Consider the following 25,818-nt stretch of genomic DNA (forward strand, 5'->3'; position numbering starts at 1 on the left):
CGGCCACGACGAGACCGGGCGGCCGAGGTTCCGGTCACTCGTGTTGGGGCCGCTCAGGCCTGTCCGACAGCATGCGCGGCACGGAATCACCGAGCCCGGCGATCCTGCCCCGGCAACTGCCGTTCTCCTGGATTCGGCTGCGGCCAGACCCGGGCGGCCGAGACTCCGTTCACTCACCCTCGGGGCGCGCAGACCAGTCGGACAGCGTGCGCGGCGCGCAATCCCCGAGCGCGGCGATCCTGCCCCGGTGACTGCAGCTTCTCCCGGATTCGGCCATGGCCAGACCAGCCGACTGCGGTACCCGGCGTGCTTGCCGCGTTCCGGGTCAGTTCAGCAGCGTGTGCGGCGCCGGGTCGTCCAGGAGCGCGGTGATCCGGTAGCGCTCGCTCCAGCGGTCCGTGGCCCAGGCGAAGGCGCGGGCCAGACCTTCCGACGTGTCCGCGGCGTGCAGGCGGTGGTCCTCGTCCGACCACCACGGGACGTCGGCGGTGGTGCCGTCGACGGTGACGGTGAGGACGTCGTGCAGCAGCGGGCCGCCGTCGGGGACGGGGAGGCCGAGCTGGTCGGCGACGAGGCGGATCGCGGGCAGATCGGCCCAGGCGACGTATTCGCCGGTGCTGGTGACCGCGCTGGGGAGGGTGCTCGCGCGGGGCAGGTCGAGCAGGTCGGCGAGGCGTTCGGGGTCTTCGGGGGCGGCCACGATCCGGGCGGCGTCGAGCGCCGAGGCCGGCCACGGGAGGTCGAGGACCACGGCTTTGTCGGCGTCGGCCACGCTCGCGTCGGCCGCGCGGACGCGGACCGGCGCGTCGAGGTCATCCACGTCCACGGGTGACTGCACGAGCGCGCGGTGGGCGCGCGCGGCGAGGCCCGGGGTGAGCGTGCGGTCGGGGTCGCCGAGGCGGTCGAGCAGGTCGGTGACGTCTTCGGCCGTGGCGAGGTCCAGCGTGGTCCGGACCCCGGCAGCCTGCAGCAGTTCGGCGGTGAGGCCGAGGTCGGGCACCTCGTCGTAGAGGCCGGCCAGGTCGGCCGCGGCGGGCAGGCGCCAGGAGCCAGGCGCTTCGCCGGCCAGCAGGGCGTAGCGGGCGAGCCACCAGCCGGCGTGACCGTCGGGCGCGTGCAGCGCCTGCCACGTCTCGGGGCGCGCCGCGATGAGGCGCAGCGCCGCGGGCCAGGTGTCGTCGGCGACGAGGTCGAGGTCGCGGATGGCGAGGACGGTCGTCGGCGGCTGCTCGAACGAGTCCCACCAGCCTTCTTCGTCCGGCAGGCCGTGGTCGGGCTCGTGCGGCTCTTCGTCGCTGATCACGGCGAACGAGTCGAGCACGCCCACCGCTTCGAGGGTCGACTGTGGCCAGTCCTCGGCGAACTCGTCGTCGAGCACGGACAGCGCACCGTCCTCTTCGAACACTTCGGGGTCGAAGATGTCCAGCAGCGGCGAATTCGGCAGCACGAGCTCGTCGGCCCGGCGCCAGCCGTCCTCCGCGGGCAGGGCGAGCGAGCCGGCCCACTCGGGTGCGTCGTCGCCGCACTCCGTGATCAGTCGCAGCACGGCGCCGGCGAGGTTCATCCCGTCCAAACCGGACCGGACGTCCTCGACACTGCGCTCCACGGCGTACTGGACCTGCTCGGCTTCGAGCAGCTGGCGAGCGTCGGCATGCTTGGCACCCAAGCGTTCCAGCAACGGGTGCGCCGCGGCGGGGTGCACCAGCCGCAGCCCCGGAACGTCCACATCGGACAGAAGTTCGAGCAGTTCGTTGGATCCGTCGAGCAGCAGCGTGCCGCGCGCGCCCGGCAGCGTGCGTCCATCCGACAGCGGCACGGGCAGCCCGTCGAGCTGCGCCGGCGACACGTCGTGCGTGTCCACCGCGACGGCGAGTGCCGCGTAGAGCCGGTGCCACCACCCGGGTTCGCGGTCGATGCCGGTGAGCACGTCCAGCACGTCTTCGATGGCGATCTCTTGCGCCGAAACGGGTTTCAGCGTGCGCACCGCACCCTGCGGCGCCTCGACAAGCCCCGGCACCAGATCCACGAGCAACTGCGGCAGCCCAGGCACGTCGACGTCGAGCACCTTGGCCTGCCGGCCCGAGACTTCCTTGCCGTCCAACGTGGACAGCCACGGCTGCATGGCCAGCTCCGCGAACACCTGGTCCCGCAGACTGGCGTCCACTGTGGACCGCGGAAACCCCGCTTGCGGCACAAGCGCGAACCGGTGCTGGTGCGGCAACGCCTTCACCAGCCCGACGTACTTCTTCGCCGCCGCAGCCAGTGCTTCATCCAGCGCCGCCCCCGGCAACACCCTCCGCCGCGACGGCTCCAGCGGCACGGGCGCGATCAACCGCGCCGGCAGCGACAACGCCTCGTCCGTCGGCGTCGGCGCGTGCAACACGTCGTCTTCCAGCGGCTGCGGCACGCCGTCCCGATCGATCGGCACGGCCCAGCCCTCGTGCGTCAGCCACCGCCGGCTCTTTTCCGGCCCGGTGATCTGCACTTCGTCCACGCCTTCGCGTGTCCACACGCGACCGTCCACTTCGACCTCGGCCAACCACGGCAAAGCCAGCAGCAGATCGGAAACCTCTTCCGCCAGGGCGTCCAGGAGGGCTTTCCCGCTCTCCGGCTCCCGCAACGGCAACCGCACCTCAGTGTCAAACCCCTCGGGCGGCACCTCATCAACCGGCCACGGCAGCCGCAACACGGGCACGTCACCGCTGCGCCCGGCCACCTCCCGCGTCATCCCCGCGGAAAACCGCACCCCACCCGACCGCGACACCACCCGCGGCTCATCGGACACGGTCAACACGGCCGCGAACCCGACGCCGAACCGCCCAACCGTGCCCACCTCCTTCGCCGACGCCCGCAACGACGCCAACGACTCCACACCCCGCACATCCAGCGGCGCCCCGGTGTTGGCGAACCTCAGCTCACCGTCCACAACGGACACTCGCACGCGCCCGGGCTCGCCCGCCGCCAACGCCGCATCCGCCGCGTTCTGCGCCAACTCCACGAACAGCCGATCGCGATACGCCCCGACCCTCAGGTCGCGCTCCGCGTTGGTGTCCTCGGTGAACCGCGTCGGCGAATCCCGCCACGCGCGCAGCATCGCCTCCCGCAGACACTCCGTACCGAACGGATCCGCCGCGCCCACACCCTCACTCACCGGAGGCTGTCACCGCTCTCGGTGGTGCCCGGGGTGGAGTCCGGAGTGGTGTCGCGGGTGACGTTCTGGGTGGTGTCTTGGGTGATTTCCGGGGTGGCGTCGTGGGTGATGCCGGCGGAGTCGCCCTCGGTGGTGCTCACGACAGTGGTGCTCGCGGCGGTGGTGTCGACGGTGGTCTCGGCGCTGCTCGCGATGCTGCTCTCGCTCTCGCTCTCGCTCTCGCCTTCACCACTGCGCGATTCAGCCGCTTCGGCCTCTCCAGCTGCCTCAGCTGCCGGAGCACCTTCGCGCACCTCAACACCTTCAGCCGCTTCGACCGCCGACGCAGCCTCAGCCACCGGCTCCGCTTCGGTCACGTGACCCGCTTCAACCACCGGCGCCACTTCGGACACTTCGGAGACCTGGCCCGCTTCAGCGTTGTCGGCAGCCGGGGCCGCTTCAGCGGATCCGGCCGCTTCGGCGCCGAGAGGTGCCGCCTCAACCTGAGGCCCGTCCGCAGCTTCGGTCGCTTCGCTGGACTGGGCCGCTTCAACTGCCGAAGCAGCTTCGCCAACCTGGCTTACGCCAGCGGCCGAAGCCGCTTCAGTGGCTTCGGCGCTTTCAGCGGCGTGGGGTGCCGCGGCGGACTCGGTCGCTACGGCTGCGCGGGCTTCTTCAGCCGCTTCGGCAGTCAGCGTCGCTTCGGCGAGCTGGGCCGAGGCGGTGCCCGGAGTTGCTTCAGGCGCTTCAGTTGCTTCAGCCGCGGAGGTGGAGTCGCCGGTGGATGCGTCCGCGGTGGTCGCTTCCGGCGCGGCGGTTTCGGTCGCCGGTTCGGCGGCGGAAACGGTCGGGATCTCCGGCGCCGTGGCCGACTCTGCCGTAGCGGGCTCCGTGGTGGCCGACTCGCTGGCGACGGGCGCCGTGTCGGGCGTTGCCGAGTTGGTGTCGGTCGCGGTGGTCTCGCCGGCGGGGGCCGCGGGGGCCACGACCGACTCGGCGGGAGCGATCGCTACCGGCTCGGTGGCGGCGTCCGGTGAAACGACCTCGGCGACTGGAGCGGCGGTGGTGTCGTCCGAAGTCGACTCCGGGGCCGAGGCCTCGGCCGCCGCGATGCCCGCGGCCGCGGTCTCCGGCTGAGCAACCTCGGTCGACTCGGCGACAGTCTCGGTGGCCGGAGCCGCAAGAGCCTCCGAGGAGGTCGGCGCCTCGGGCGTCGAGGTGGCAGAGCCGGTGGATTCGGCCGCAGCGTTTGTCGACAAAGTTGCAGCGGCTGGGGTTTCGGTGACCGAGAGGGCCTCCGGCGAAACCGAAGCCTCGCCAGGAGCCGAAGCCTCCACAGAAGCCGCAGGCGCTTCCAAAACGGGAGCCGCTTCAGAAGCCGCGGCCGAATCGGAAGCCCCTTCAGGAGCCGGCACCGAAACAGCAGTCTCCTCGACCGCCACCTCAGCCGCGGCCACCTCGGCAGCAGCCTCGGGCTCCGCGGTCGCCTCGGTGGCCGTCTCAACCGCAGCCGCCGTGGCAGCATCCGCGATGACCGAAGCCGGAACCGAAGCCTCGGCACCGTCCGAAGCCACATCGTCCGAAACCGACTCAGCAGCAGCAGACGACTCAGCCACATCCGACACGAAGTCGATCAACGAGTCGTCGTAAACCAGTTCGGCCACCGGGATCGAGGAGGTGATCTCGACCTCCACCTCCGAATGCGCGCCACACCCGTACTCGACGTCCACCGCGTGCCCGTCCGCCGGTGCGATGTCGTTGGTGCACACGCCGAACGCCCCGCGCAGGGACCCGGCCAGCGGCACGAAGAACCCACAGGTCCCACAAGTAGCGGGCGCACTCCGGGCCATGTCCGACCGCGGCCCGAACTCGCCGCCGTGCCAGCGGGTGGCGGCGTCCTGGCGGCCGAGGCGGGAGAGGACGTGGACGCGGCCCAGGCCGACGTCGTGGGCGACCTCTTCGACGGCCGGGTCGTCGGACTGCAGGTAGGCCGGCGCGAGGCGCGGGTCGTCCTTGTCGGTGGGGAAGATGTCGCCCACGCCGAGGTCGCCGGCGCGCACGCGCCGCTCCCAGGGCACCCAGGTGGGCGCCACGAGGGACGACGGGCCGGGCAGCAGGGCCAGCTCGCTCACGGTCACGGGCTCGTCCAGGCCGGCGGCGGCGAGCGTGACGGCCCAGTGCCAGCCGCGGTAGCCGGGCACCGACGCCTCGAACAGGTGGGTCGCCGAAACGGCGTCCTCGGAGTTCACGCCGACGTGCTCGCCGACCTGCTCGGCCGGGGCGTCCGCCAGCACAGCCGCGCGCGCAACGTCTTCCGCGTCCGCGAGCTTGCGCTGGATAGAGCCGTCGTCCAGGGTCAACAGCAACGTCATACCCCCAATTGTGCCGCACGCATCCGCGGCGCCCGTGCCAGGCTATTCGGTGTGCGCACTCCCCCGACGCGAACCGTGTTGATCTGGCCGCTGCTGGCGGTGGCCCTCCTCGGCGGCTGCGCCGGCACGCAAGCCACGCAACCTCCGCCCGAAGAGCTCACCGTGCAGGTCGTGCAGACGCTGCCCCACGACACGTCGGCCTTCACCGAGGGCCTCGAGTTCTCCGGCACCACGCTGTACGAGAGCCGTGGCCTCTCCGGCGAGTCCGCGCTCACCGCGGGCCCGGCCGGCCAGGCGCCGACCACGCGGGTGGCGCTGCCGTCGCCGCTGTTCGCCGAGGGCATCACGATCCTCGGGCCCAAGCTGTGGCAGCTCACCTGGCAGGACGGCTTCGCCATCGAACGCGACTCGAAGACGCTCGCCGAGCTGCGCCGCGTGCCGTTCGACGGCGAGGGCTGGGGCCTGTGCCACCAGCCGAGCGGTCGCCTGGTGATGAGCAACGGCACCTCGACGCTCACGTTCCGTGACCCGCAGACGTTTGCGGTCACCGGCAGCGTCGACGTCGGGGTGGACCAGCTCAACGAACTCGAGTGCGTCGGTGACACGGTGTACGCGAACGTGTGGAAAACCGGCACCATCCTCCGCATCAACGCCACCACCGGGCAGATCACCGGCCGCATCGACGCGAGCGGGCTGCGCACGCCCGTGAACCCCGGCGAAGACGTGCTCAACGGCATCGCCGCCGTGCCCGGCACCGACGAATTCCTCGTCACGGGCAAGCTCTGGCCCACGACGTACCGGGTGAGGTTCGTCCCGACGGCGGCGTCCGGGACACAGAACGGCACGTGACGCGGCGCAACCGCACCCCGATGAGGCAGGATTGACCCGTGGCACTCTTCGGTTCGCACTCCGAACCCGACGGCACCTTCTCAGGGCGGTCGGGCAAGGGTCGCGGCCGCAAGTCCAAGCGCAAGTGGACGCCGGAGCCGAGCGCCGCCCAGGCCCGCTCCTGGCGGGACTCGCCGCCGCACGCCACGCGCATCGACCCGGCCGTGCATCCGCCTGAGCCGCCGACGCGGCACGTGCCGCGTGACCGCGCCGAGGACCGGACCAGGCACGTCGCCCCCGAGGCGCCCGCCCGGCCCGCCGCCGAGCCCCCGCCGCGCGCCCGGCCCGAACGCTACGAACCCCGGCCCGAACCCGCCGAGGACCGAGCGGCCCGCCCGCGCAGCGCGTTCTACGACGACCACCGCTCCCCGACGGCCGACGACGCCCCCACCGGCGCCGTCCCGCTCGGCCACCGCGCGCCACCGCCGCGCGGCGCCCGGCCGTACCCGCCGCAGGACCAGCGCACCGAGCCGGTGCGCCCGCGGCGAGAGCGCAGCGCCGAGTACGAGCACTACGACACCGGCGGCTACGCGGGTGAGCCCCGCGTCGAGCCCGAGCGCGACGAGGAACTGCGCACCACGGCCGTGCCCGGCGCGGGCTCGATCCCGAAGCTGCCGAAGAAGATCACCGTCACGCGCGTCGCGGCGCTGCGCAGCCGGCAGCTGAGCGGCCAGGCCATCGGCATGTTCCAGCGCGCCACCAAGGCGGACGGCGCGGACAAGTCGGGCCTCACGTCGCTGATGTACGCGGTGATGCTCAACTACGCCAGCGACGCCGCCATGGCCATCGCGCTGGCCAACACGCTCTTCTTCGCCGCCACCAGCGGCGAGAGCAAGGGCAAGGTGGCGCTCTACCTGCTGATCACCATCGCGCCCTTCGCGCTCGTCGCGCCCGTGATCGGCCCGGCCCTGGACAAGATCCAGCGCGGCCGCCGTCTCGCGATGTGTGTGGCGTCGATCGGCCAGGGCCTGATGGCCGTGGTGATGGCGCTGCACTTCGACGACTGGCTGCTCTACCCCGCCGCGCTCGGGATGATGGTGCTGTCGAAGTCGTTCACCGTGCTCAAGGCCGCGATCACGCCGCGGGTGGTGCCGCCGGAGATCACGCTGTCGAAGACCAACGCGCGGCTCACGATCTTCGGCCTCGTCGCCGCCGGCGTGTTCGGCGCGCTGGCGAGTGGGGTCAGCGCGCTGAGCGGTTCGGCCGGCGCGCTGTGGTTCACCGCGTTGATCTGCGTGGCCGCGGCCGTGCAGTCGATGCGGATCCCGTCGTGGGTCGAGGTGACCGAGGGCGAGGTGCCCACGTCGCTTTCCGCGCGGCCCGAGCCGAAGCAGAAGAAGCAGCGCCAGCCGATGGGCCGCCACATCGTGGTCGCCTTGTGGGGCAACGGATCCGTGCGCGTGCTCACCGGCTTCCTCATGATGTTCGCCGCGTTCGCGGTGAAGGCGCAGACCGAGGGGCAGGGCCACAGCCCGTTCATGCAGCTGCTGCTGCTCGGCGTCATCGGCGCCGCGGCCGGCGCGGGCGGCTTCGTCGGCAACGCACTGGGCTCACGCCTGCAGTTCGGCGCGCCGGACCAGGTGATCGTGTGGTGCGTGACCGCGTGTGTGGGTGTGACGTTGATCGCCACGCTGCTGCCCGGTCTCGCCACGGCCGCGGTGGTGGGCCTCGTCGGCGCCACGGCCAGCGCGCTCGCGAAGATCAGCCTCGACGCCGTGATCCAGGAGGACCTGCCCGAGCAGTCGCGCGCGTCGGCGTTCGGCCGGTCGGAAACGGTGCTGCAGCTGGCCTGGTGCATCGGCGGGGCCGTGGGCCTGCTGCTGCCGCCGACGTACTGGATCGGCTTCCTCGTGGTGTCGGTGCTGCTCGCCGTCGGCCTCACGCAGACCTACCTCGTGCAGCGAGGCGGCTCGCTCCTGCCGGGGCTGGGCGGAAACCGGCCACTGCGGCCCGAACCGACCGGCAGCTTCCCCGCGCAGGGTCTGCCGCGGGAGCGCCGGTAATCTTTCGACCATGCGACGTTCCCTTGTGGTGGCCGTGCTCGCGGCCGGTGGTCTCACCGTGGCCGGCTGCTCGGCGCCCGGCCCGGACCAGGTGACGTTCTACGGCGACGGGCACACGATCAACGTCGGGCCCATCGGCAACTGCGACCTGAGCAACGGCGTGTGCTCCGCCAACCCGGGTGCCGCGGGCACGCTGAAGATGCGCCCGGGCCGTTCGGTGCAGATCTCCGTGCCGAAGGACATCGCAGAGGGACCGTGGAAGGTCACGGCGCAGTTCGTGAACGGCAAGGGCGAGCCCCAGCCGTTGAAGGAAGAGATCATCACCAGCGGCGACCAGTTCGCCTACACGGTCACCCCGCCCACCAAGGACGACCAGGTCGTGGTGGTGGAGATCGCGCAGGCCACGGTGGTCAGCCGCACCGGTGACCCGAACGACGCGGAGCCGATCACGTCGGCGTTGTGGTCGCTTCAGGTGCAGCCTGCTTGAGCGGTCCCGTGGGACACGCCTTCACGGCATGAGCGGTGAAGGGCTCCTTCAGGGAAGCCAAGCCCTTCACCGACCACTGCGAAACGGCTCAGTGAACCACGGCGCGGGATCAGGGATCGATGTCCCGGGCGACCGCGCGCATGATCTCCGCGATCTGCTTGGTGTTCTTGCGATCCGGGTACCGGTTGCGCCGCAGATCGGGCTGCACCTTCAGCTCGAGGAGCTTGATCATGTCCTCGATCAGTCCGTGCAGTTCCTCGGCGGGACGCCGGCGCGCTTCGGCGACCGACGGCGGCGGGTCCAGCAGCCGGACGGAGAGCGCCTGCGGCCCGCGACGGCCGTCGGCGACGCCGAACTCCAGCCGCTGCCCGGCTTTGAGCCCCTCGACGCCCTGCGGCAGCGCGGCCTTGCGGATGTAGACATCGGCTCCGCCGTCCTGCGTGACGAATCCGAACCCCTTCTCCGCGTCGTACCACTTGACCTTGCCGGTCGGCACTTCCCTCACCAGTCCTTCTTCTGTGCTGCTCACGACGAACGCGCCCGGGGGCGTACCCAGGGCGCGCGTCCGCTTAGCGTATCTCGCCACATGCCCTGGGGAGAAGCGGATACGGCCGTTACCCTCAGCGCTATGGACAACGCAGCGAAGCAGCCCGGCGTGAGCGCGACCGGCAAGCCGATCCTGATGCGGCTCGGGATCGGGCTGTTCGCCATCGGCCTGCTCGCCGTGCTGGCCGTGTTCGTGATGTTCGCCGCCGGGCTGGAGAACCTGCCCGTGTGGCTCAGCGCCATCGCCGGCGTGGTGACGCCGCTGGGCCTGCTGCTCGGCCTGATCGCGCTGGTCCGCGAGGCGCGCGCCGGCAAACACGGCTGACCGCACCACCGCCGAGCCGGGGCCGGCCGGGCTTCAGAACGTGCGGGCGAACCACCCCGGGAACTCCGTGAGCGAGCCGAACACCACGTCGGCTCCCTCGGCGACCAGTTCCTCCCGCGTGCACGGCCCCGTGGCGACACCGACCGCGAGCGCGCCGGCCGCGCGGGCACCGCGCACGTCGCCGAGGTGATCCCCGACATACGCGCGCGCGTCGTGCTCCTTGAGCGCCACCGCCTTCTGCGTGGACCACAGCTCGCCCACGAGCTCGTCGACCTCCAGCCCCAGCGCCTCGACGTGCAGCCGCGCGTTGGGTCCGTACTTGCCGGTGACCACGAGTGTGCGCCCGCCCGCCGCGCGCACGGCCTTCAGCGCTTCGGCCGCACCCGGTAGCGCGACCGTGATCGGCACGACCAGCTCCGGGTAGAGCACGCGGAACCGGTCCACGAGGCCGGGAATGCGTTCCTCGGGCGCCTCGAAGCCGCGCAGGATGTCGTCGAGCGGCGGGCCGAGGTTGGCGGCGAAGTGCTCGCCGTCGAGCGCCAGGCCCGATTCCACGCCGAGCGCGTTCATCGCCGCGACCATGCCCGGCCGCGGGTCGATCAGTGTCATGTCCAGGTCGAAGCCCACGGTGATGCCCACGCTCGTCACCGTAGCGGCAGGCACCGACAGGACCGATGTACAGCCGATCGTGGCCGGTAAACCTTCTTGACACGAACACGATCTGTGTCAAGCTGACGGTGTGACGAGCTTCACCGAGCGCACCAAGGCGTCGCTGCGCGAAGCACTGCTCGACGCGGCCGCGGACCTGCTCCCCGACCGCGGCTACCGGGCGCTGCGCATGGCCGACGTGGCGGCGCGCGCCGGCGTGAGCAGGCAGACCGTCTACAACGAGTTCGGCAGCAAGGCGGCGCTCGCGCAGGCCGTGGCGCTGCGCACCGCCGCGGAGTTCCTCGACGGCATCCGCCGCCGGTTCGAAAGCGCCGACGGGCTGATCACCGGCATCCACGGCGCCGTCGTCTACACCATCGACCACGCCCGCGAAAACCGCCTGGTGGCCGCCGCGCTCGGCACCGAGGCCGGCGAAGACCTGCTCCCCCTGCTCACCACCAAGGGCGAGCCCATCCTCACCGCCGCCGCCGAACTGGCGGCGCAGGAGTACCGCTCGCTGGAACCCCGGCTGTCGCAGGAGTCCGCCGCACTGCTGGCGGAGACGATCGTGCGGCTGTCACTGAGCCACCTGGTGCTGCCCACGCACTCGGCGACGGTGGCCGCCGACGCCGTGGTGGCGGTACTGGCACCGGCGATCGACACATTCGTCCACAATGGAGTGACACGGAAGGGCCGGACATGACGGACACGCTCCCCGAGTTGCGCAGCGGATTTTCCTCGCTGCGCAAGGGCGGGCTCAACTGGGACTCGTTCCCGCTGCGCCTGTTCGTGAAGGGCAACAAGAAGTTCTGGAACCCCGCCGATCTCGACTTCTCCCGCGAACGCGAGGGCTGGGAAAGCCTCACAGCTGAACAGCAGCGCTCCACGACGTATCTCGTCGCGCAGTTCATCGCCGGCGAAGAGGCCGTCACGGAGGACATCCAGCCGTTCATGCGCGCGATGTCCGCCACCGGCCGCTTCGGCGACGAGATGTACCTGACGCAGTTCTGCTTCGAGGAAGCCAAGCACGTCGAGGTCTTCCGCCGCTGGATGGACGCCGTCGGCCTCGACGACGACCTGCACCCCTACGTCGCCGAGAACCCCCACTACCGCAAGCTCTTCTACGAGGAGCTGCCGCAGTCGCTGCGCGCTCTCTCGGAGGACCCGAGCCCGCTCAACCAGATCCGCGCGAGCGTCACGTACAACCACGTGATCGAAGGCAGCCTGGCGCTCACGGGTTACTACTCGTGGCAACTGATCTGCACCCAGAACCAGATCCTGCCCGGCATGCAGGACCTCGTCCGCCACATCGGCGACGACGAACGCCGCCACATGGCCTGGGGCACCTTCACCTGCCGCCGCCACGTCGCCGCCGACGACTCGATGTGGGACGCCGTGCAGCAACGGATGGGCGAACTGCTGCCCCACGCGCTCGGCATGATCCAGTGGGTGCAGGACCAGTTCGAGGAAGTCCCGTTCGACAACGACCCCGACGAGCTCCTGCAGTACGCGGCGGACCGCGCCCAGCGGCGCCTCGGCGCGATCGAGTCAGCACGGGGGACGCCGGTGGAGCAGATCGATCTGGATTACTCGCCGGAGCAACTGGAGGAGACGTTCGGCGAGGAGGACGAGAAGGCGCTGGCGGAGGCAGCTGCGGCGGCGGCTTCCTGACGGGTGTGGCCGTCCCTGGCTGACACCGGGGACGGCCGCCGCGTCACTTCCAGATCACGCCACGCCAGACATCCCCATACGACATCCCCGCGGCAACGCCACGAGAGTTGACCAGCAAAGCGTCCGCGGAAGTGTGCCCCGGCAACGGTTCCAGTCGCGAACGCGAGCCGTTCGGAGACCACTTGGCGCCGACGGATTCGGCCTGGCCCACGATGGTGCCGATCCGGTTGATGGCGCGGGCCTTCGCGTTGCGGGTGTCGCTCGGCAGGGACGTCGGGTGGCCCGCGGAGTCCCACCGGGTGGCGTAGCTGCCGCCGAAGTCCGGGTCGACGAGGCCGACCACGACACCGTTTTCGCCGACTCCCAACGCTTCCCCGAAGCTCGGCGCTTCGGTGCCGCCCAGCGTCACGACGTGGCCGGAGAGGTCCCAGCGCTTGAAGACGGTGTTGCCGCCGACGGTTTCCGTGACGGAGCCGGTGATCGCGCCGTCGCGGGAGATGCCGGTGATGGTGCCGTAGGCGACGGCCGCGGTGAGGTTGGTGATCCCGCCGGACGACAAGTCCCAGCGCACGAGGTGGGCGCGGCCGTCCGCGTCATCCGCGAGGCCCGCGGCGAAGCGGCCGTCGAGCGTGATCTCGTTCACGGACGTCGAGCCGCCGCCGGGCAGGCCGGGCAGCTCGCGGGCGGTGCCGTCGCGTTCCCAGACCAGGGGGTGCAGCGCGGTGCCGTCGTAGTAGGAGCCGACGATCCGGCCCGTGTCGGCGATCGCGCTCGCCGAGCTGCTCTCCCCGGAAGCCGTGAGCTGGGTGACGCTGCCGTCAGCCGCCCAACGCACGGCGCGGCTGACGCCCGCCGCATCATCGGCGACGCCGACCACCACATCGGACTGATTCACCGCGACGGCGTGGCCCAGCTGACCGCCGAGTGTCGGCAACGCGGTGGCCGAGCCCGAGGCCGACCACTTCATCGGGTGGTACAGGATCCGCACGTCCCGCGGGTAGGACTCACCCACGACCGTGCCGCGGTCGTTCATCGCCTCGACCCCGGTGTAGGTGTCGCCCGCCCGCGGCGCGAGCTCGATCGGCGCGGCGGGTGCGGCCGTGGCCACCGCCGGCGCGAGCGCGGTCACGGCCACCGCCGCGACCCCCGCGGCGAACGCTCTTCGACTGACCTTCACGATGTTCCCCCTTCGTCGGTCTTCGAGGGGGAACACGCCTGACCGGGTTGTCCGGTTGCCTGCCCTACGCGTGTTTTGCCGAAGCGGCCGCTTCCAGACCCAGCAACGTCACCGACTGCTCGCGCATCTCGACCTTGCGCACCTTGCCCGTCACGGTCATCGGGAAGCCGTCGACAACGTGCACGTACCGCGGGATCTTGTAGTGCGCCAGCTTGCCCTGCGCGAACTCGCGCACGGCCTCGGCGGTGAGCGGCTCGGCGCCCTCGCGCAGCTGCACCCACGCCATGAGCTCTTCGCCGTACTTCACGTCGGGCACGCCGATCACCTGCGCGTCGAGGATGTCCGGGTGTGTGTAGAGGAACTCCTCGATTTCGCGCGGGTACACGTTTTCGCCGCCGCGGATCACCATGTCCTTGATGCGGCCGGTGATGTTGAGGTAGCCGTCGTCGTCCATCACGGCGAGGTCGCCGGTGTGCATCCAGCGCGCGGCGTCGATGGCTTCGGCCGTCTTGTCGGGCTGTTCCCAGTAGCCGAGCATCACGGAGTAGCCGCGTGTGCAGAGCTCGCCGGGCACGCCGCGCGCCACGGTGAGGCCGGTTTCGGGATCGACCACTTTGGACTCGAGGTGCGGGCCGACGCGCCCGACCGTGGACACGCGGCGCTCCACCGAATCGTCCGCGCGGGTCTGCGTGGAGACCGGCGACGTTTCCGTCATGCCGTAGCAGATCGACACTTCCGTCATGCCCATCCGGTCGATCACCTGCTTCATCACCTCGACCGGGCACGGCGAGCCCGCCATGATCCCGGTGCGCAGCGACGACAGGTCGAACTCGCCGAAGTCCGGGTGGTTGAGCTCGGCGATGAACATCGTGGGCACGCCGTAGAGCGACGTGCACCGCTCGGCCTCCACGGCTTCCAGCGTCGCCCTCGGGTCGAACGCCGGCGCCGGGATCACCATGCACGCGCCGTGGCTGGTGCACGCGAGGTTGCCCATCACCATGCCGAAGCAGTGGTAGAAGGGCACCGGGATGCACACGCGGTCGGCTTCCGTGTAGTTGCACAGCTCGCCGACGAAATAGCCGTTGTTGAGGATGTTGTGGTGCGACAGGGTGGCGCCCTTGGGGAACCCCGTGGTGCCGGAGGTGTACTGGATGTTGATGGGGTCGTCGGCGCTCAGGTTCTTCTGGAGTTCGCTCAGCTTGGCCGGGTCGCCGCCCTCGCCCTTGGCCATGAGCGCCGGCCACGCGTCGGTGCCCAGCAGCACCACGAACTCCAGCGCCGCGCACTTCGGCCGGACCTGCTCCACCATCGCCGCGTAGTCCGACGTCTTGAACTTGTCCGCCGCCACGAGCATCCGCACACCCGACTGGTTCAGCACGAACTCGAGCTCGTGCGACCGGTACGCGGGGTTGATGTTGACCAGGATCGCCCCGATCTTGGCCGTCGCGTACTGCAGCAACGTCCACTCCGCCCGGTTCGGCGACCAGATCCCCACCCGGTCACCCTTGCCGATGCCGGTGGCCAGGAGCCCGTGCGCCAACTGGTCGACGTCCTTCTTGAGCTCCGCGTACGACCACTTCGTGCCCGCCGCGCGGTCCACCATCGCGTCCCGCTGCGGGAACGCCGCCACCGTGCGATCCAGGTTGTCCCCGATCGTGTCCCCCAGCAGCGGAACCTCGGACGTCCCGGAGGCGTAGCTGGGCAATGCGGGCGCGTCAGGCATGGTTGCCTCCCGTGGGGTCTGCGTCGACACCCGCGAGTCTAGGAACCCCACGCCCCCACGACCACCCAGCCCGGCGCGCGTCTTCCGCTACGCTCGGTGCGGGTCCGTTTCACGAGGGGTTGGGGTTGGGTCGTGCCGGAGGAGTTCTCCCTGAGCTGGACCGAAGTCGACGTCGCCGTCCGCCGCAGCGGCCTGCCGGCCTCGTGGCACCCCTTCGAAATCCGCAGCCCGGGCCTCACCCTCTCCGAAAACCGCCGGCTCTCGGACGAGGCTTGGGCCGCCTTGCGGTCCCGCGGGCTGGCTTTGGCGGACAAGCTGGACCACGACGTGCTGGCCACGCTTTCGGCCTGGACGCGGCCTGAGGTGCTGATCATCGTGCGCGCGGCGGAGCTGCCGTCCGGGACGGTGCTGTATCGGGCTTGTGTGGGTGAGGGGCTGGGGGTGTTCTCGTCTTCCGATGATTCCGGGATCCGCTTCGAGCAGACTCGGCCGGATCGGCTGGTGGAGACGGTGTTGAGCATGTTCCCGGCTTATCCGGCGTTGCCTGTCCCGCCGGTATCGATCACGCAGGCGCCGGCGAGGCATTCTTCCGCGTCTTCGGATGATTCGGACTTTTCGGATCGGGATTTCACGTCGGCGGCGCCTTCGCGGCGGGATCGGGATGCGTTGGGTGCTTACTCTCAGTGGCCACTGCATCGGCATGGGACGGTGGAGTTGTCCTTGCGGCCTCGACATGGGGTGTTGCGTCCGGTGTCGACGGCTACGTTCGTGGACACGGATGGGGGGCGGTACGTGACGTTCTCGGAGCCGTTGCGGGATGGCGGGTTCCGGTTGAGGTTTGTGCCTTCTGATGGGTCTCACCTGCGGAGGTGGCTGTTTGAGGCCATCGATGAGGGGATTCGCTGAAGCTGCACAGCAGCTGGGCAATTCACCGCTCCCGCCGACTGCAGGAACCTGGTCGCAGCCGACGCGGAGAAACTGCCCGAGACTCCCGAGCGCTCCCCGGCGAAGCCACTAAAGTAGCGACCGTGCGACGCAGCGCGCAGGGGCAAGGCGCACTACCGCGCTCATCGATCTGCCTCACCTGCGAATACAACCGTCCACCACACGTCGTGAGGGAATCCCGTGAGCTACCCCGTAGCGTTGATGCCGTGACCGGAACGACCAACCGACGCCCGATGCTCATCGCCGGATTGGCAGCCTTGGCCATCCTGTCGAGCGCGTGCGATGGGGCCGTGAGCGGCAACCCGAGCCCGACGACTCCCGCACCCACTGTGACCACGGGCACGTCGAGCAGCAACGGCGACCCATTTGCGAAGATGACGCCGTGCGCAACTCTCGACCAGACGCTGATGGGACAGGGCTACGCAAAAGCGGTGCCCACCACCGCCGACACGGAGCGCAGCTGCACCAGCAACAAAGTCGGCGACTCCGACGTGGCACTCTCACTGCAGGCCGGTCAGACCATCGACGAGAACATTCCCGACCGGTCGAAGGCCTTCCCCGGCAAGCTGAACGGTCGCGCCTTGATCCTCGAGCGAGAGCCGACCGGCATCACGGGACAGTGCTCGATCGGACTCGAGGTGCAGCCCGGATCCCGAGCCCTCCTGGCGGTCGGCACGAGTGCCAAGACAACCGATCAGGCGTGCGACATGGCCGAAACCTTCGCCAAGAAACTCGAGCCGCTGCTACCCAAAGCCGGCTGAGCCAGCACGAACTTGGCCAGACGGCTGACAGCAACTCCTCTCACGATTAGAGTGGTAGCTGATTACGCCTAGTCACATGGGGAGGTTGTCGGCATGGCGGACGATCTACAACTGAGTGCAACCCCGCTGGCCCCGTCGACGCCGGAACAGCCAAATCCGAATCCTCTCGCGTCGATTCCCGGCGATCCCTTGGATACGGCCGGTGCGGAACGGCTCAGCCAAAGTGCACAACAGCTCAAGTCGCTGGCCACGAGCGGCGGCTTCGCAATCAATGAGGCAGGCCTCCAGCACTACACCAAGGTGTGCGATGACTATCTCAACGGCCTCAGCGACCTGAGCAATGACCTCTTCCTGCTTTCGCGCGAAGCGAAGATGGGTGGAGGGCCCTACGCGAAGGAGATCGCCAGCTTCAGCGTCAAGATCAGCGACGGTGATCCCCAGGCGCTGATCCCCAACCTGCAGCTCCTCAAGGACAGCTTCGCTGCAGTCAAGGACGCCTTGACCATCGCGAACAAGAACTACCGAGCAGCCGATGACGCACACTCCCAGGTCTTCCAGAAGCTGGAAGGACCCGAGTCGTGACTGAACACCGCACCGAGCACCGCGAGTACGAAGCGGACTACTACGCCCAGACCCACGCGGACCTGTCGAAGGGCGCAGGGCGCTTTGGCGTCGAAGATCAGCGCAACGTGCGAGAGGGCATCGACAAGCGCACGCAGCAATCAGCGCAGGATTACTCGGTTACACAGGGCAACCAGCTGCTGAGCAACCAAACCACTCGTGCCGACGCACCCACGCCCACCGCCAACTACGCCGCCTACGACCACAGCAACTTGTACGACATGGTCCACACCAACATGGACGTGAAAGAGATCGACGATCGCGGGCGCGTTGCCAATAAGATCGGCAACTGGCTCGCGGACATCTCCAACTCCGCGAACACGGCAACCGCTGCTACAGACGTCGAGTGGCAGGGCGCTGCGGCGGACCAAGCTCACGGGTTCTTCCAGAAGACCGCCGACTACACCGCACAGACCGCGAACGCCGCACAGCTGAGTTCCAATCGCTACTCCCAACAGGCTGCGGCGGCCGACTACGCGCAGAAGAACATGCCGGAGCCGGTCAAGTTCGACCAGCAGGCCGAGATGCAGAAGGCCACGCAACAGTTGAGCGTCGCAGATCCAGCGGCCGCCGCGCAGACGATGAACGCGATCGCGGCCAAACAGCAGCAGGCGGACGCGGCACACCAGCAGGCTGTGCAGGTGATGCAGGGGCTGGACAACACGTACCACGAGACGGCCTCGACTCAGCCGGCGTATTCGCCTCCTCCGCGACTCGGAGGCGGGGACGACAGCACCCACACGAGCAGCGCACAGCCTGGCGCCGGCCTCGCTGGCCACGCTGGAGCGCTCAACACCGGCGGCGGCAGTTTCGGGGCGCCCGGTGGTGGTGCGCCTGGCGCAGGTAGCCCCGGCGGTGGTGGGACGGCTGGCTTCAACGGCAACGCGTTCACCCCGCCCGGAGCAGGGTCCAGCACTGGTGCCGGGGCCTTTGGTGGGCCCGGTGGTACGGGTGGCGGAGGGTTCAGGCCGCCCGCGGCCGGCGGTGGGTTCGGGCGGCTGTCGCCGGATGCGTTGGCGTTTGGTGGGGGCGGGCCGGGTGGGGCTGGCGGTGCTGGTGAGGAGACGTTGCGCGGCGGCAGGCCGGGCGCGGGTGGCGGACGGGCCGGCGGTGGGTTTGCCGGCAGTCGTGTGTCCGGTGGTGGGGCGGCCGGTAGGGGCGGCGTGGGCGAAGGCGGCGAGTCCGGCAAGGGTGCCGGGGAACGACTCGAACGCGGCGCTACCGCGGCGGCCAACGCGGGTAAAGCAGGGAAGGCCGGCGCGCCCGGAGCGGCGGGCGCCGGCGGCGGCAAGAAGAAGGAAGAGGGCAAGGAGCACAAGAACAAGCTCCCGAACCAGGAAGATCCGGACGAGGTGTTCGAGGTTCGCCCCGAGCGTGGGCCCGACGGGGAGAAGATCACGCCGCCGGTCATTGGTGGGTGAGTAGAGGGTTTCGGAACGCGGCGCCGCCGGTGGGTGGCGCCGCGTTGTGTTTCAGGTGCGGATCAACGCGGGCACGGGCGGGTTCGCGAGCGAGGCTGCATCGACGGGCAACGCTTGAGCCCCTCGCGGGTGGACACGAACGAACCACCACGCCGAGTCGACTGGCTTCGACGCGGCCGGATTGCCCGGACAGCGCGGAGAGTCGGCAGGCCCCATCGCGCGAAGGACCCGTCGGCGGTGACACCGGTGTCCCGGCATCGGTGAGGACGAAACCACGCAGCCAGGCCGACGCGCCGCGCTGTCGAGCGCAGAGCGGCAGCCCGGTCGCTGCGTGTCCGAGGCTTCCTGCGCCATCCGGTTGCGATGCCAAAGGAGTGGGGGCCGAGGCGTCGAATAGTCGACGGCGCCCGCCCAGGCGGACGTCCGTCAAAGCCTGGCGCCGGTAGGCGGTGCGGCCGAGCGGACAGCCACCCGCTGGGTCGTGGCATCCAATGGATCAAGCTCGAGCGCAGGTTGAATGGCGCGCACGCCGGTGAGGTGAAGCCTCAGACGTGCGCGGGGGCACACCGCGCGCGAGCGCGGGGCGAGGGGCGGGCAAGGGCGCAGGCGAGCGGTAAGCGGCGAGCGAGAAGGTACGGGCGAACGGCGCGCGGGAACGTGCGCGCGGCGAGCGGCGCGAGAAGCTGCACGTTTAGGCGGCGAGCAGAATCGGCCCGGCACCCAAACAGCCCAGAGTCGACAAAGCGACACCCCACAAAACCCAGGGTAATTCCCTGACACCCCCACCACCCCACCCCGGTACCGTCGATCCCATGCGGTTCTACGTGGTCGATGCGTTCACTGGGGAGGCGTTCGCCGGGAATGCGGCCGGGGTGGTGGTGCTGGAGGAGGACCGCGGTGACGGGTGGATGCAGCGGGTGGCGGCGGAGATGAAGCACTCGGAGACCGCCTTCGTGCGCCAGAGCGGCGGCGTCACGAGTCTGCGGTGGTTCACGCCCACCACGGAGGTGGATCTGTGTGGGCACGCGACCATCGCGGCGACGCAGGTGCTGGGGGGAACGCAGAGGTACCAGACGCGCAGTGGCGTGCTCACCTGTACCAAGGGTGATGACGGCTGGATCGAGATGGATTTCCCCGTGGACGAGCCCCGACAAACCGATGAGGACGTCAGCCGCATCCTCGGGGACCAAACCCGCTTCGTCGGACGGAGCAGGGAGAACCTGTTCGTCGAGCTCGCGGACCGAAACCAGGTCGCGCAGGTGGAGCCGGATCTCCAGGAACTCAAGAGCACCTGGACCGGACGAATGATCGTCACCGCGAAGGGCACCACGGAAGACTTCGTCAGCCGCTTCTTCGGGCCGGGCGTCGGAGTGGACGAGGATCCCGTGACGGGGTCGGCGCACTGCTCGTTGGCGCCCTACTGGACCGGCAAGCTGGGCCGGAAGCAGCTGACCGGGAAGCAGCTCTCCGAGCGGGGCGGCATCGTGAAAACCGAACTGCAGAACGACCGCGTGCTCATCCGGGGGCGGGCGGTCACCGTGGTGAGTGGGGAGTTGCACGTCTGATGCGCCTGCTGCTGAACATCATCTGGCTCGTCCTGTGCGGCTTCTGGATGGCCGTGGGCTACGTCCTCGCGGGCATCGTGTGCTGCATCCTCATCATCACCATCCCGTTCGGCCTCGCGTCGTTCCGGATCGCGAACTACGCGTTGTGGCCGTTCGGCCGGACGGTGGTCGATCGGCGTGACGCAGGGGTCGGGTCGGTGCTGGGCAACATCATCTGGTTCATCTTCGCCGGGTTGTGGCTGGCGATCGGGCACGTGCTCACTGGCATCGCGCTGTGCGTGACGATCATCGGGATTCCGTTGGGCGTGGCCAACTTCAAGCTGATCCCCGTGTCGCTCATGCCGCTGGGCAAGGAGATCGTGGAGATCCCTTAAGACTCCGGCACGAACGGCAGCGGCACCACCAGGCACGGGCCACCGACGAACAAACCGCCGTCGATGCCGAGGGCTTTGCCGCCGGCATACAGGTACGGTCCCTCGATCTGGGCCGGGTGGATGCCCAGCTGGTCGGCGATCACGCTGTGGCCGTGGACGATCCGCGAGCCGCCCAGGGCCTTCATGAGCTCGGTGGCGTTCTCCTCGCCCTCGGGGCCGCGGAAGGCGTAGCGCGTGGTCATGCGGCGCCACACGTCCCACCACGCCTCGATGTCGCTGCCGGCCAGGATTTCGCCCACCGAAGCGTTGATCGACGCGATGTCGGAGCCCCAGTCGAGGTACTCGAGCGTGTCGGAATGCATCAGCAGGTGGTCGTCGACCAGCGCGACGAGCGGGCGCGCCGAGAGCCACTCGATGTGTTCCGGCGTGAGACGGTCCTGATCGGACAGCAGGCCGCCGTTGATCTCCCAGCTGCGGGCGAAGCTGCGCGGCCCGAAGTCCGACGGCACCTGCCGGTCGCCGAAGTGGTACATCCCCAGCAGCAGGATCTCGTGGTTGCCCAGCAACATCTGCACGGACCCGCCGGCCTCGGCCGCCTGTTCGTGCAGCGTACGCACGAAGTCGATCACGCCGACGCCGTCGGGACCGCGGTCCACGAAGTCGCCGAGGAACCACAGCGAGTCGTCGGCGCCGGTCCACTTGCCGTCGCCGTCGACGAGTCCCTCGGCGCGCAGTGCGTCGGCCAGGGCGTCGCGGTGCCCGTGGACGTCGCCCACCACATACACGCTCATCGTTCGACGATAGGCCCTGCTCCGGCGCGCACGCCGGTCAGCCTTCGCCGAACGGGTCCAGGGTTCGCCCGATCAGGTCCGCGACCGACTCGATCACCATCGTGGGCCGGTACGGATAGCGTTCGGCCGACTCCGGAGTGGAAATCCCCGTCTGCACCAGGATCGTCTGCAACCCCGCCTCGATGCCCGCGTGGATGTCGGTGTCCATGCGGTCGCCGATCATCAGCGTCGACTCCGAGTGCGCGCCCAGCCGCCGCAGCGCCGAGCGCATCATCAGCGGGTTCGGCTTGCCCACGTAGTACGGCGAACGCCCGGTCGCGCGCTCGATCAGCGCCGCGACCGACCCCGTGGCCGGCAGCGAACCCTCCATGCTCGGCCCGGTCGCGTCCGGGTTGGTGGCGATGAACTTCGCGCCCCGCTCGATCAGGCGGATCGCGTTGGTGATCGCACTGAAGCTGTAGGTGCGCGTTTCGCCCAGCACCACGTAGTCCGGGTCGCGCTCGGTCAGCACGTAGCCGACCTCGTGCAACGCCGTGGTGAGCCCGGCCTCGCCGATCACGAACGCCGTGCCGCCCGGCCGCTGCGAGTCGAGGAATTTCGCCGTGGCCAGCGCGGAGGTCCAGATCGACTCCTCCGGGATGTCGAGCCCCGTGCGCAGCAACCGGGCCCGCAGGTCACGCGGGGTGTAGATCGAGTTGTTCGTGAGCACCAGGAAGCCGATGCCGTTGTCGCGCAGCTCGGCGAGGAACTCGTCCGCGCGCGGCACGAGGTGCTCTTCGCGAACCAGGACGCCGTCCATGTCGCTCAGGTACGTCCAGCGGCCTTCTGTCACCCTCGCCATCCTCTTCCGTCGGGCCTTCTTGATCGAGACGCCAAGGTATCACGCACGGCCGACAAAACGGCCGTGAACAGGCGATTTCCCTTGCGGCACAACGCGTCACGACTGCGCCGGGTGCACCTCGACCGTCGCGGCCTTCACCGACAGCGTGACCGCCGAACCCGGCTCCAGCTCCAGGTCCGCCACCGCCGCCGGCGTGAGGTCCGCGGTGAGGCCCTCGGCCCAGCCACCGCCGCTCGTGCGCACCCGGATCACGGCCCCGTGCGGCTCCAGCGCCGCCACCGCGGCCTCAGCGGTGTTGCGCGGGCTGCCCCGGTGCTCGCCGTCGTGCGGGTACACGGCCACCGCGGCCGGCGAGAACACCGCCACGGCCGTCTCCCCCACCACCGCGTCGGGCGACAACAGCCCCGCCACGAGGTCACCCGTCTTCGTGCGCAGCCCGTCGGCCTCGGCGACGCCGGAAACCAGGTTGAGCCCCGCGATCCGCGCCGTGAACGCCGTGCGCGGCGCCGCCAGCACCTCCCGCGTCGGCCCGCGTTCCACGATGCGCCCGCCCGACATCACGGCCACGTGGTCGGCCAGCGCGAGCGCGTCGAGCGGATCGTGCGTGACCAGCACCGTGGTCAGCCCGCCGCGCAGCACGCGCCGCAGCAGCCCGCGGATCGCGGGAGCCGCGTCCACGTCGAGCGCCGCGAACGGTTCGTCGAGCAGCAGCAGCGAAGGTGTGGAGGCCAGCGCCCGCGCGATCGCCACCCGCTGCTGCTGGCCACCCGAGAGCTGGCCGGGCCGCCGCCGCGCGAACGCCGCCGCGTCCACCTCCGCCAGCCACTTGCGCGCCACCTCGCGCGAAGCGGCCTTCCCCGCGCCGGCCGAACGCGGCGCGAACGCGACGTTGTCCAAAGCGGACAGGTGCGGGAACAGCAAGGCGTCCTGCGACAGCAACCCGACGCCACGCGCGTGCGGCGCCAGGTTCACCTTCGCGTCGGACAGCACGCGGCCCGACAGCTTGATGTCCGACGACGTCACCGGCACCAGCCCGGCCAGCCCACCGAGCACAGTGGACTTCCCGGACCCGTTGGGGCCCAGCAGCGCCAGCACCGTGCCGTCGGGCACGGTGAACTCCACGTCGAGGGAGAACGTGCCCCGCGAGAGCGCCATCCGCGCCGTGAGCGTCACCGGAAACCACCTTCGAACGAGCGCGGCCGCGCCACCACGATGACCACGAACGCCACCACGATCAGCAGCAGCGAAAGCGCCACCGCACTGTCGATGTCCACTTCGGACTGCGTGTAGACCTCCAGCGGCAACGTGCGCGTGACACCTTCGAGCGAACCGGCGAACGTGATCGTCGCGCCGAATTCACCCAGCGCCCGGGCGAAACTGAGCACCACACCCGACCCGAGGGCCGGCAGCAGCAACGGCAGCGTCACCCGGCGGAACACCGTCCACGGCCGCGCGCCGAGCGTCGAGGCCACTTGCTCGTAGCGGTCGCCCGAGCCTCGCAGCGCGCCTTCGAGGCTCACGACCAGGAACGGCATGGCCACGAACGTCTGCGCGATCACCACGGCGCCCGTCGTGAACGGCACCTGCTGGCCGGTCAGCGCGTTGATCAGGATGCCGAGGAAACCCCTGCGCCCCAGCACGTACAGCAGAGCGAGGCCGCCGACCACCGGCGGCAGGACCAGCGGAAGCAGCACGATCGAGCGCAGCAGCCGCGTGCCACGCACTCGCGAGCGCGCCAGCACCACGGCCAGCGGCACGCCGAGGACCACGCACGCCGCCGTGGACAGCAGCGCCGTGATCACCGACAGCTTGAGCGCGGCCAGCGAAGACTCGGAAATCAGGAGAGAGGGGAACCGGGTGACGTCCGAACGCACGAGCAGCCCGATGACGGGCAGCACCACGAGCGCGAGCGCCAGCACCGCGGGGATCCAGAGAACAAGGGGAACCCGCGAATGCGGCGGCCGTTGCCCGGCCGCCGCACCGCGCTGCCCCTTACTGAGCCGGGCCAAACCCGATCTTGGTCAGCTCGGCCTTGCCCTGCGGGCCGAGGACGAAGTCGGTGAACTCCTTCGCGAGCGCGAGCTGCGGAGCGTCCTTCACGACGGCGATCGGGTAGTTGTTGATCGCGCCCGAAGCCTCTGGGAAGTCCACCTTGTCCACCTTGTCGGCGGCCGACGTGGCGTCGGTGACGTAGACCAGGCCCGCGTCGGCGTCACCCGACTGCACCTTCGCCAGCACCTGCTTGACGTCGGTTTCCTCACTCTTCGGCTTGAGCGTGACGCCGGTGGCCGTCTCGACCTTCTTCGTCGCCGAACCGCACGGCACCTGCTGCGCGCAGACGACTACGGTCAGGTCGCTCTTGGTCAGGTCGGCGAAGGACTTGATGCCCTTCGGGTTGCCCTTGGCCACCGCGATCGCCAGCTTGTTGGTGGCGAACACCGTCGGCTGGCCGTCGATCACGCCACCCTGGGTGGCCTTGTCCATGTTGGCCTGGTCGGCGGAGGCGAACACGTCGGCCTTGGCGCCGTTGTTCAGCTTCTGCACCAGCGCCGAGGAACCCTCGTAGTCGAACTTCACGGTGACGCCCGGGTGCGCGGCTTCGAACTCCTTGCCGAGCTCGTTGAACGACTCGGTGAGCGACGCGGCGGCGAACACCGTGAGCGTGCCCGTGGCACCCCCGCCCGCGGGAGCCGGCGCCGACGCGCTGCCGGTGTTGGGGCTGGTGCTGGCCTGGTCGTTCGCGCTGCACGCGCCGGCCAACAGCGCTACCGCCGCGACGGCGATGGCGAGCTTCTTCATCTGGTTCCTTCCGGGGTCTCCACCACGACGGTGGTCGCCTTGACAACGGCCACCGCGAGCACACCCGGGCGCAACCCGAGCTCGCGGACGGCTTCTGAACTCATCAGTGACACCACTCGGTGCGCCCCGCACTGCATCTCGACCTGGGCCATCACCTTGTCGGCGGTGACCTCGGTCACGAGACCCACGAAGCGGTTGCGGGCGGAACGGCCGATAGCCGACGGGTCCTCGGGACCGGCGGCCTGCGCACGGGCGAAACCCGCGAGCTGGGCACCGTCGACGACCTTGCGGCCGGCGGCGTCGTCGGTCGCGGTCAGCTGACCGGCCCGGACCCACCGCCGGACGGTGTCGTCACTGACGCCGAGGAGCCTGGCGGCCTCGGACAACCGAAATTGCGGCATGGCCGGAAGATTATCGCCGCAGTTGAGGAAAAGCCATGTGAAACGTGAATTGTCGAGCACTTCGTTGTGTAACTCTTCGATTATTGCGTTCTGATAACGCCCGAAAATTCCACGATGCGGGCAGCCGGGCCCCGGCCGCCGGCCGGAGGGGCTACGTGGCGCCCCTCACGACGGCGGTGCCCGACCCGGGTCGCCACCGGTGTGGACGGTCGCGGCGGCAGCGTAATCCACGTCACCACCACGGGTTCTGCCGCTGGTCGCACGAGGTGCGAAGCCCGCTCCGTCGAGTGCGGACAGTGGGTGCGCGGCGGATCCGCGAACGGTCCGTC

The 25,818-nt window shown here is 69.9% G+C and carries 24 protein-coding genes; 12 read left to right on the top strand and 12 right to left on the bottom strand.

Annotated features, from left to right (window positions below; translation table 11 throughout):
• Nucleotides 1-325 precede the first annotated feature (325 nt).
• Both VSH64_RS32330 and VSH64_RS32335 read right to left on the bottom strand, forming a co-directional pair.
• Nucleotides 326-3,094 carry a sacsin N-terminal ATP-binding-like domain-containing protein gene (locus tag VSH64_RS32330; protein ID WP_326838086.1) on the bottom strand — a complete coding sequence of 923 codons (2,769 nt, stop codon included), beginning with the start codon at nucleotides 3,092-3,094 and terminating at the stop codon, nucleotides 326-328.
• 53 nt (nucleotides 3,095-3,147) lie between these two features.
• Nucleotides 3,148-5,502 carry a DUF3027 domain-containing protein gene (locus tag VSH64_RS32335; protein WP_326566533.1) on the bottom strand — a complete coding sequence of 785 codons (2,355 nt, stop codon included), beginning with the start codon at nucleotides 5,500-5,502 and terminating at the stop codon, nucleotides 3,148-3,150.
• 51 nt (nucleotides 5,503-5,553) lie between these two features.
• Between VSH64_RS32335 and VSH64_RS32340 the strand changes: the two genes are divergently transcribed.
• From VSH64_RS32340 to VSH64_RS32350, 3 genes are read left to right on the top strand one after another with little or no spacing between them, the layout of a single operon-like run.
• Nucleotides 5,554-6,351 (top strand): glutaminyl-peptide cyclotransferase, encoded by a 798-nt coding sequence (locus VSH64_RS32340; protein WP_326566534.1) that lies wholly within the window; start codon nucleotides 5,554-5,556, stop codon nucleotides 6,349-6,351.
• 38 nt (nucleotides 6,352-6,389) lie between these two features.
• On the top strand, nucleotides 6,390-8,393 hold the full coding sequence (locus VSH64_RS32345) for an MFS transporter (RefSeq protein WP_326566535.1): 2,004 nt from the start codon (nucleotides 6,390-6,392) through the stop codon (nucleotides 8,391-8,393).
• A gap of 10 nt (nucleotides 8,394-8,403) precedes the next feature.
• The gene (locus VSH64_RS32350; RefSeq protein ID WP_326566536.1) at nucleotides 8,404-8,880 is read left to right on the top strand and encodes a DUF2771 family protein; all 477 of its coding nucleotides are present in this window, start codon (nucleotides 8,404-8,406) and stop codon (nucleotides 8,878-8,880) included.
• Nucleotides 8,881-8,989: 109 nt separating this feature from the next.
• On the opposite strand, the gene VSH64_RS32355 is transcribed toward VSH64_RS32350, so the two are convergent.
• Nucleotides 8,990-9,376 (bottom strand): cold-shock protein, encoded by a 387-nt coding sequence (locus VSH64_RS32355; RefSeq protein WP_220247185.1) that lies wholly within the window; start codon nucleotides 9,374-9,376, stop codon nucleotides 8,990-8,992.
• Between the two features lie 132 nt (nucleotides 9,377-9,508).
• Here VSH64_RS32355 and VSH64_RS32360 point away from each other — a divergent pair, with 132 nt between their 5' ends.
• Nucleotides 9,509-9,751, top strand: coding sequence for a hypothetical protein (locus VSH64_RS32360; protein WP_326566537.1), 243 nt, complete (start codon nucleotides 9,509-9,511; stop codon nucleotides 9,749-9,751).
• Nucleotides 9,752-9,784: 33 nt separating this feature from the next.
• Here the strand turns inward: VSH64_RS32360 and VSH64_RS32365 are convergent, their stop codons facing one another.
• On the bottom strand, nucleotides 9,785-10,390 hold the full coding sequence (locus VSH64_RS32365; protein ID WP_326566538.1) for an HAD family hydrolase: 606 nt from the start codon (nucleotides 10,388-10,390) through the stop codon (nucleotides 9,785-9,787).
• A 100-nt stretch (nucleotides 10,391-10,490) separates the two neighbouring features.
• On the opposite strand from VSH64_RS32365, the gene VSH64_RS32370 reads away from it, so the two are divergent.
• Both VSH64_RS32370 and VSH64_RS32375 read left to right on the top strand, forming a co-directional pair.
• Nucleotides 10,491-11,102, top strand: a complete 612-nt coding sequence (locus tag VSH64_RS32370; protein ID WP_326566539.1) for a TetR family transcriptional regulator — start codon at nucleotides 10,491-10,493, stop codon at nucleotides 11,100-11,102.
• On the top strand, nucleotides 11,099-12,070 hold the full coding sequence (locus tag VSH64_RS32375; RefSeq protein WP_326566540.1) for a R2-like ligand-binding oxidase: 972 nt from the start codon (nucleotides 11,099-11,101) through the stop codon (nucleotides 12,068-12,070). Before VSH64_RS32370 ends, VSH64_RS32375 begins: the two co-directional genes overlap by 4 nt.
• A gap of 43 nt (nucleotides 12,071-12,113) precedes the next feature.
• Here the strand turns inward: VSH64_RS32375 and VSH64_RS32380 are convergent, their stop codons facing one another.
• Together VSH64_RS32380 and VSH64_RS32385 are read right to left on the bottom strand one after the other, a co-directional pair.
• Nucleotides 12,114-13,247, bottom strand: a complete 1,134-nt coding sequence (locus tag VSH64_RS32380) for a hypothetical protein (protein ID WP_326566541.1) — start codon at nucleotides 13,245-13,247, stop codon at nucleotides 12,114-12,116.
• Between the two features lie 64 nt (nucleotides 13,248-13,311).
• Nucleotides 13,312-14,970, bottom strand: coding sequence for an AMP-binding protein (locus tag VSH64_RS32385; RefSeq protein WP_326566542.1), 1,659 nt, complete (start codon nucleotides 14,968-14,970; stop codon nucleotides 13,312-13,314).
• Nucleotides 14,971-15,102: 132 nt separating this feature from the next.
• Between VSH64_RS32385 and VSH64_RS32390 the strand changes: the two genes are divergently transcribed.
• The 6 genes from VSH64_RS32390 (at nucleotide 15,103) to VSH64_RS32415 (ending at nucleotide 20,657) form a co-directional block, all read left to right on the top strand.
• On the top strand, nucleotides 15,103-15,876 hold the full coding sequence (locus tag VSH64_RS32390; RefSeq protein ID WP_326566543.1) for an ESX secretion-associated protein EspG: 774 nt from the start codon (nucleotides 15,103-15,105) through the stop codon (nucleotides 15,874-15,876).
• A gap of 245 nt (nucleotides 15,877-16,121) precedes the next feature.
• Nucleotides 16,122-16,676, top strand: coding sequence for a DUF3558 family protein (locus tag VSH64_RS32395; protein ID WP_326566544.1), 555 nt, complete (start codon nucleotides 16,122-16,124; stop codon nucleotides 16,674-16,676).
• A gap of 93 nt (nucleotides 16,677-16,769) precedes the next feature.
• A complete protein-coding gene (locus VSH64_RS32400) occupies nucleotides 16,770-17,258 on the top strand; it encodes a hypothetical protein (protein ID WP_326566545.1) in 489 nt (162 codons plus the stop codon).
• On the top strand, nucleotides 17,255-18,718 hold the full coding sequence (locus VSH64_RS32405) for a hypothetical protein (RefSeq protein ID WP_326566546.1): 1,464 nt from the start codon (nucleotides 17,255-17,257) through the stop codon (nucleotides 18,716-18,718). The genes VSH64_RS32400 and VSH64_RS32405 overlap by 4 nt, the downstream gene beginning before the upstream one ends.
• 812 nt (nucleotides 18,719-19,530) lie before the next feature.
• Nucleotides 19,531-20,283 carry a PhzF family phenazine biosynthesis protein gene (locus VSH64_RS32410; protein ID WP_326566547.1) on the top strand — a complete coding sequence of 251 codons (753 nt, stop codon included), beginning with the start codon at nucleotides 19,531-19,533 and terminating at the stop codon, nucleotides 20,281-20,283.
• The gene (locus VSH64_RS32415) at nucleotides 20,283-20,657 is read left to right on the top strand and encodes a YccF domain-containing protein (protein WP_326566548.1); all 375 of its coding nucleotides are present in this window, start codon (nucleotides 20,283-20,285) and stop codon (nucleotides 20,655-20,657) included. The genes VSH64_RS32410 and VSH64_RS32415 overlap by 1 nt, the downstream gene beginning before the upstream one ends.
• Here VSH64_RS32415 and VSH64_RS32420 read toward each other — a convergent pair.
• The 6 genes from VSH64_RS32420 to VSH64_RS32445 form a co-directional block, all read right to left on the bottom strand.
• Nucleotides 20,654-21,448, bottom strand: a complete 795-nt coding sequence (locus VSH64_RS32420) for a metallophosphoesterase family protein (protein WP_326566549.1) — start codon at nucleotides 21,446-21,448, stop codon at nucleotides 20,654-20,656. The genes VSH64_RS32415 and VSH64_RS32420 overlap by 4 nt on opposite strands.
• 37 nt (nucleotides 21,449-21,485) lie before the next feature.
• Nucleotides 21,486-22,280, bottom strand: coding sequence for an HAD-IIA family hydrolase (locus tag VSH64_RS32425; RefSeq protein ID WP_326566550.1), 795 nt, complete (start codon nucleotides 22,278-22,280; stop codon nucleotides 21,486-21,488).
• A 105-nt stretch (nucleotides 22,281-22,385) separates the two neighbouring features.
• Complete coding sequence (locus VSH64_RS32430; protein ID WP_326566551.1) at nucleotides 22,386-23,462, bottom strand: sulfate/molybdate ABC transporter ATP-binding protein; 1,077 nt, start codon at nucleotides 23,460-23,462, stop codon at nucleotides 22,386-22,388.
• A complete protein-coding gene (locus tag VSH64_RS32435; protein WP_326566552.1) occupies nucleotides 23,459-24,208 on the bottom strand; it encodes an ABC transporter permease in 750 nt (249 codons plus the stop codon). The genes VSH64_RS32430 and VSH64_RS32435 overlap by 4 nt, the downstream gene beginning before the upstream one ends.
• A gap of 73 nt (nucleotides 24,209-24,281) precedes the next feature.
• On the bottom strand, nucleotides 24,282-25,088 hold the full coding sequence (gene modA / locus VSH64_RS32440) for a molybdate ABC transporter substrate-binding protein (RefSeq protein WP_326566553.1): 807 nt from the start codon (nucleotides 25,086-25,088) through the stop codon (nucleotides 24,282-24,284).
• On the bottom strand, nucleotides 25,085-25,489 hold the full coding sequence (locus VSH64_RS32445; protein ID WP_326838087.1) for a TOBE domain-containing protein: 405 nt from the start codon (nucleotides 25,487-25,489) through the stop codon (nucleotides 25,085-25,087). Before VSH64_RS32445 ends, modA begins: the two co-directional genes overlap by 4 nt.
• Nucleotides 25,490-25,818 lie beyond the last annotated feature (329 nt).

Origin of the sequence: Amycolatopsis rhabdoformis, assembly GCF_035918295.1 — a bacterium.
In the GTDB taxonomy this organism is placed as follows: Bacteria; Actinomycetota; Actinomycetes; order Mycobacteriales; family Pseudonocardiaceae; genus Amycolatopsis; species Amycolatopsis rhabdoformis.

What these genes read in the sequence shown, in the direction of transcription:
- VSH64_RS32330 (WP_326838086.1), bottom strand. Translation starts at nt 3,094, where the DNA reads ATGCTGCGCGCGTGGCGGGATTCGCCGACGCGGTTCACCGAGGACACC.
- VSH64_RS32335 (WP_326566533.1), bottom strand. Translation starts at nt 5,502, where the DNA reads ATGACGTTGCTGTTGACCCTGGACGACGGCTCTATCCAGCGCAAGCTC.
- VSH64_RS32350 (WP_326566536.1), top strand. Translation starts at nt 8,404, where the DNA reads ATGCGACGTTCCCTTGTGGTGGCCGTGCTCGCGGCCGGTGGTCTCACC.
- VSH64_RS32360 (WP_326566537.1), top strand. Translation starts at nt 9,509, where the DNA reads ATGGACAACGCAGCGAAGCAGCCCGGCGTGAGCGCGACCGGCAAGCCG.
- VSH64_RS32375 (WP_326566540.1), top strand. Translation starts at nt 11,099, where the DNA reads ATGACGGACACGCTCCCCGAGTTGCGCAGCGGATTTTCCTCGCTGCGC.
- VSH64_RS32385 (WP_326566542.1), bottom strand. Translation starts at nt 14,970, where the DNA reads ATGCCTGACGCGCCCGCATTGCCCAGCTACGCCTCCGGGACGTCCGAG.
- VSH64_RS32400 (WP_326566545.1), top strand. Translation starts at nt 16,770, where the DNA reads ATGGCGGACGATCTACAACTGAGTGCAACCCCGCTGGCCCCGTCGACG.
- VSH64_RS32410 (WP_326566547.1), top strand. Translation starts at nt 19,531, where the DNA reads ATGCGGTTCTACGTGGTCGATGCGTTCACTGGGGAGGCGTTCGCCGGG.
- VSH64_RS32415 (WP_326566548.1), top strand. Translation starts at nt 20,283, where the DNA reads ATGCGCCTGCTGCTGAACATCATCTGGCTCGTCCTGTGCGGCTTCTGG.
- VSH64_RS32420 (WP_326566549.1), bottom strand. Translation starts at nt 21,448, where the DNA reads ATGAGCGTGTATGTGGTGGGCGACGTCCACGGGCACCGCGACGCCCTG.
- modA (WP_326566553.1), bottom strand. Translation starts at nt 25,088, where the DNA reads ATGAAGAAGCTCGCCATCGCCGTCGCGGCGGTAGCGCTGTTGGCCGGC.
- VSH64_RS32445 (WP_326838087.1), bottom strand. Translation starts at nt 25,489, where the DNA reads ATGCCGCAATTTCGGTTGTCCGAGGCCGCCAGGCTCCTCGGCGTCAGT.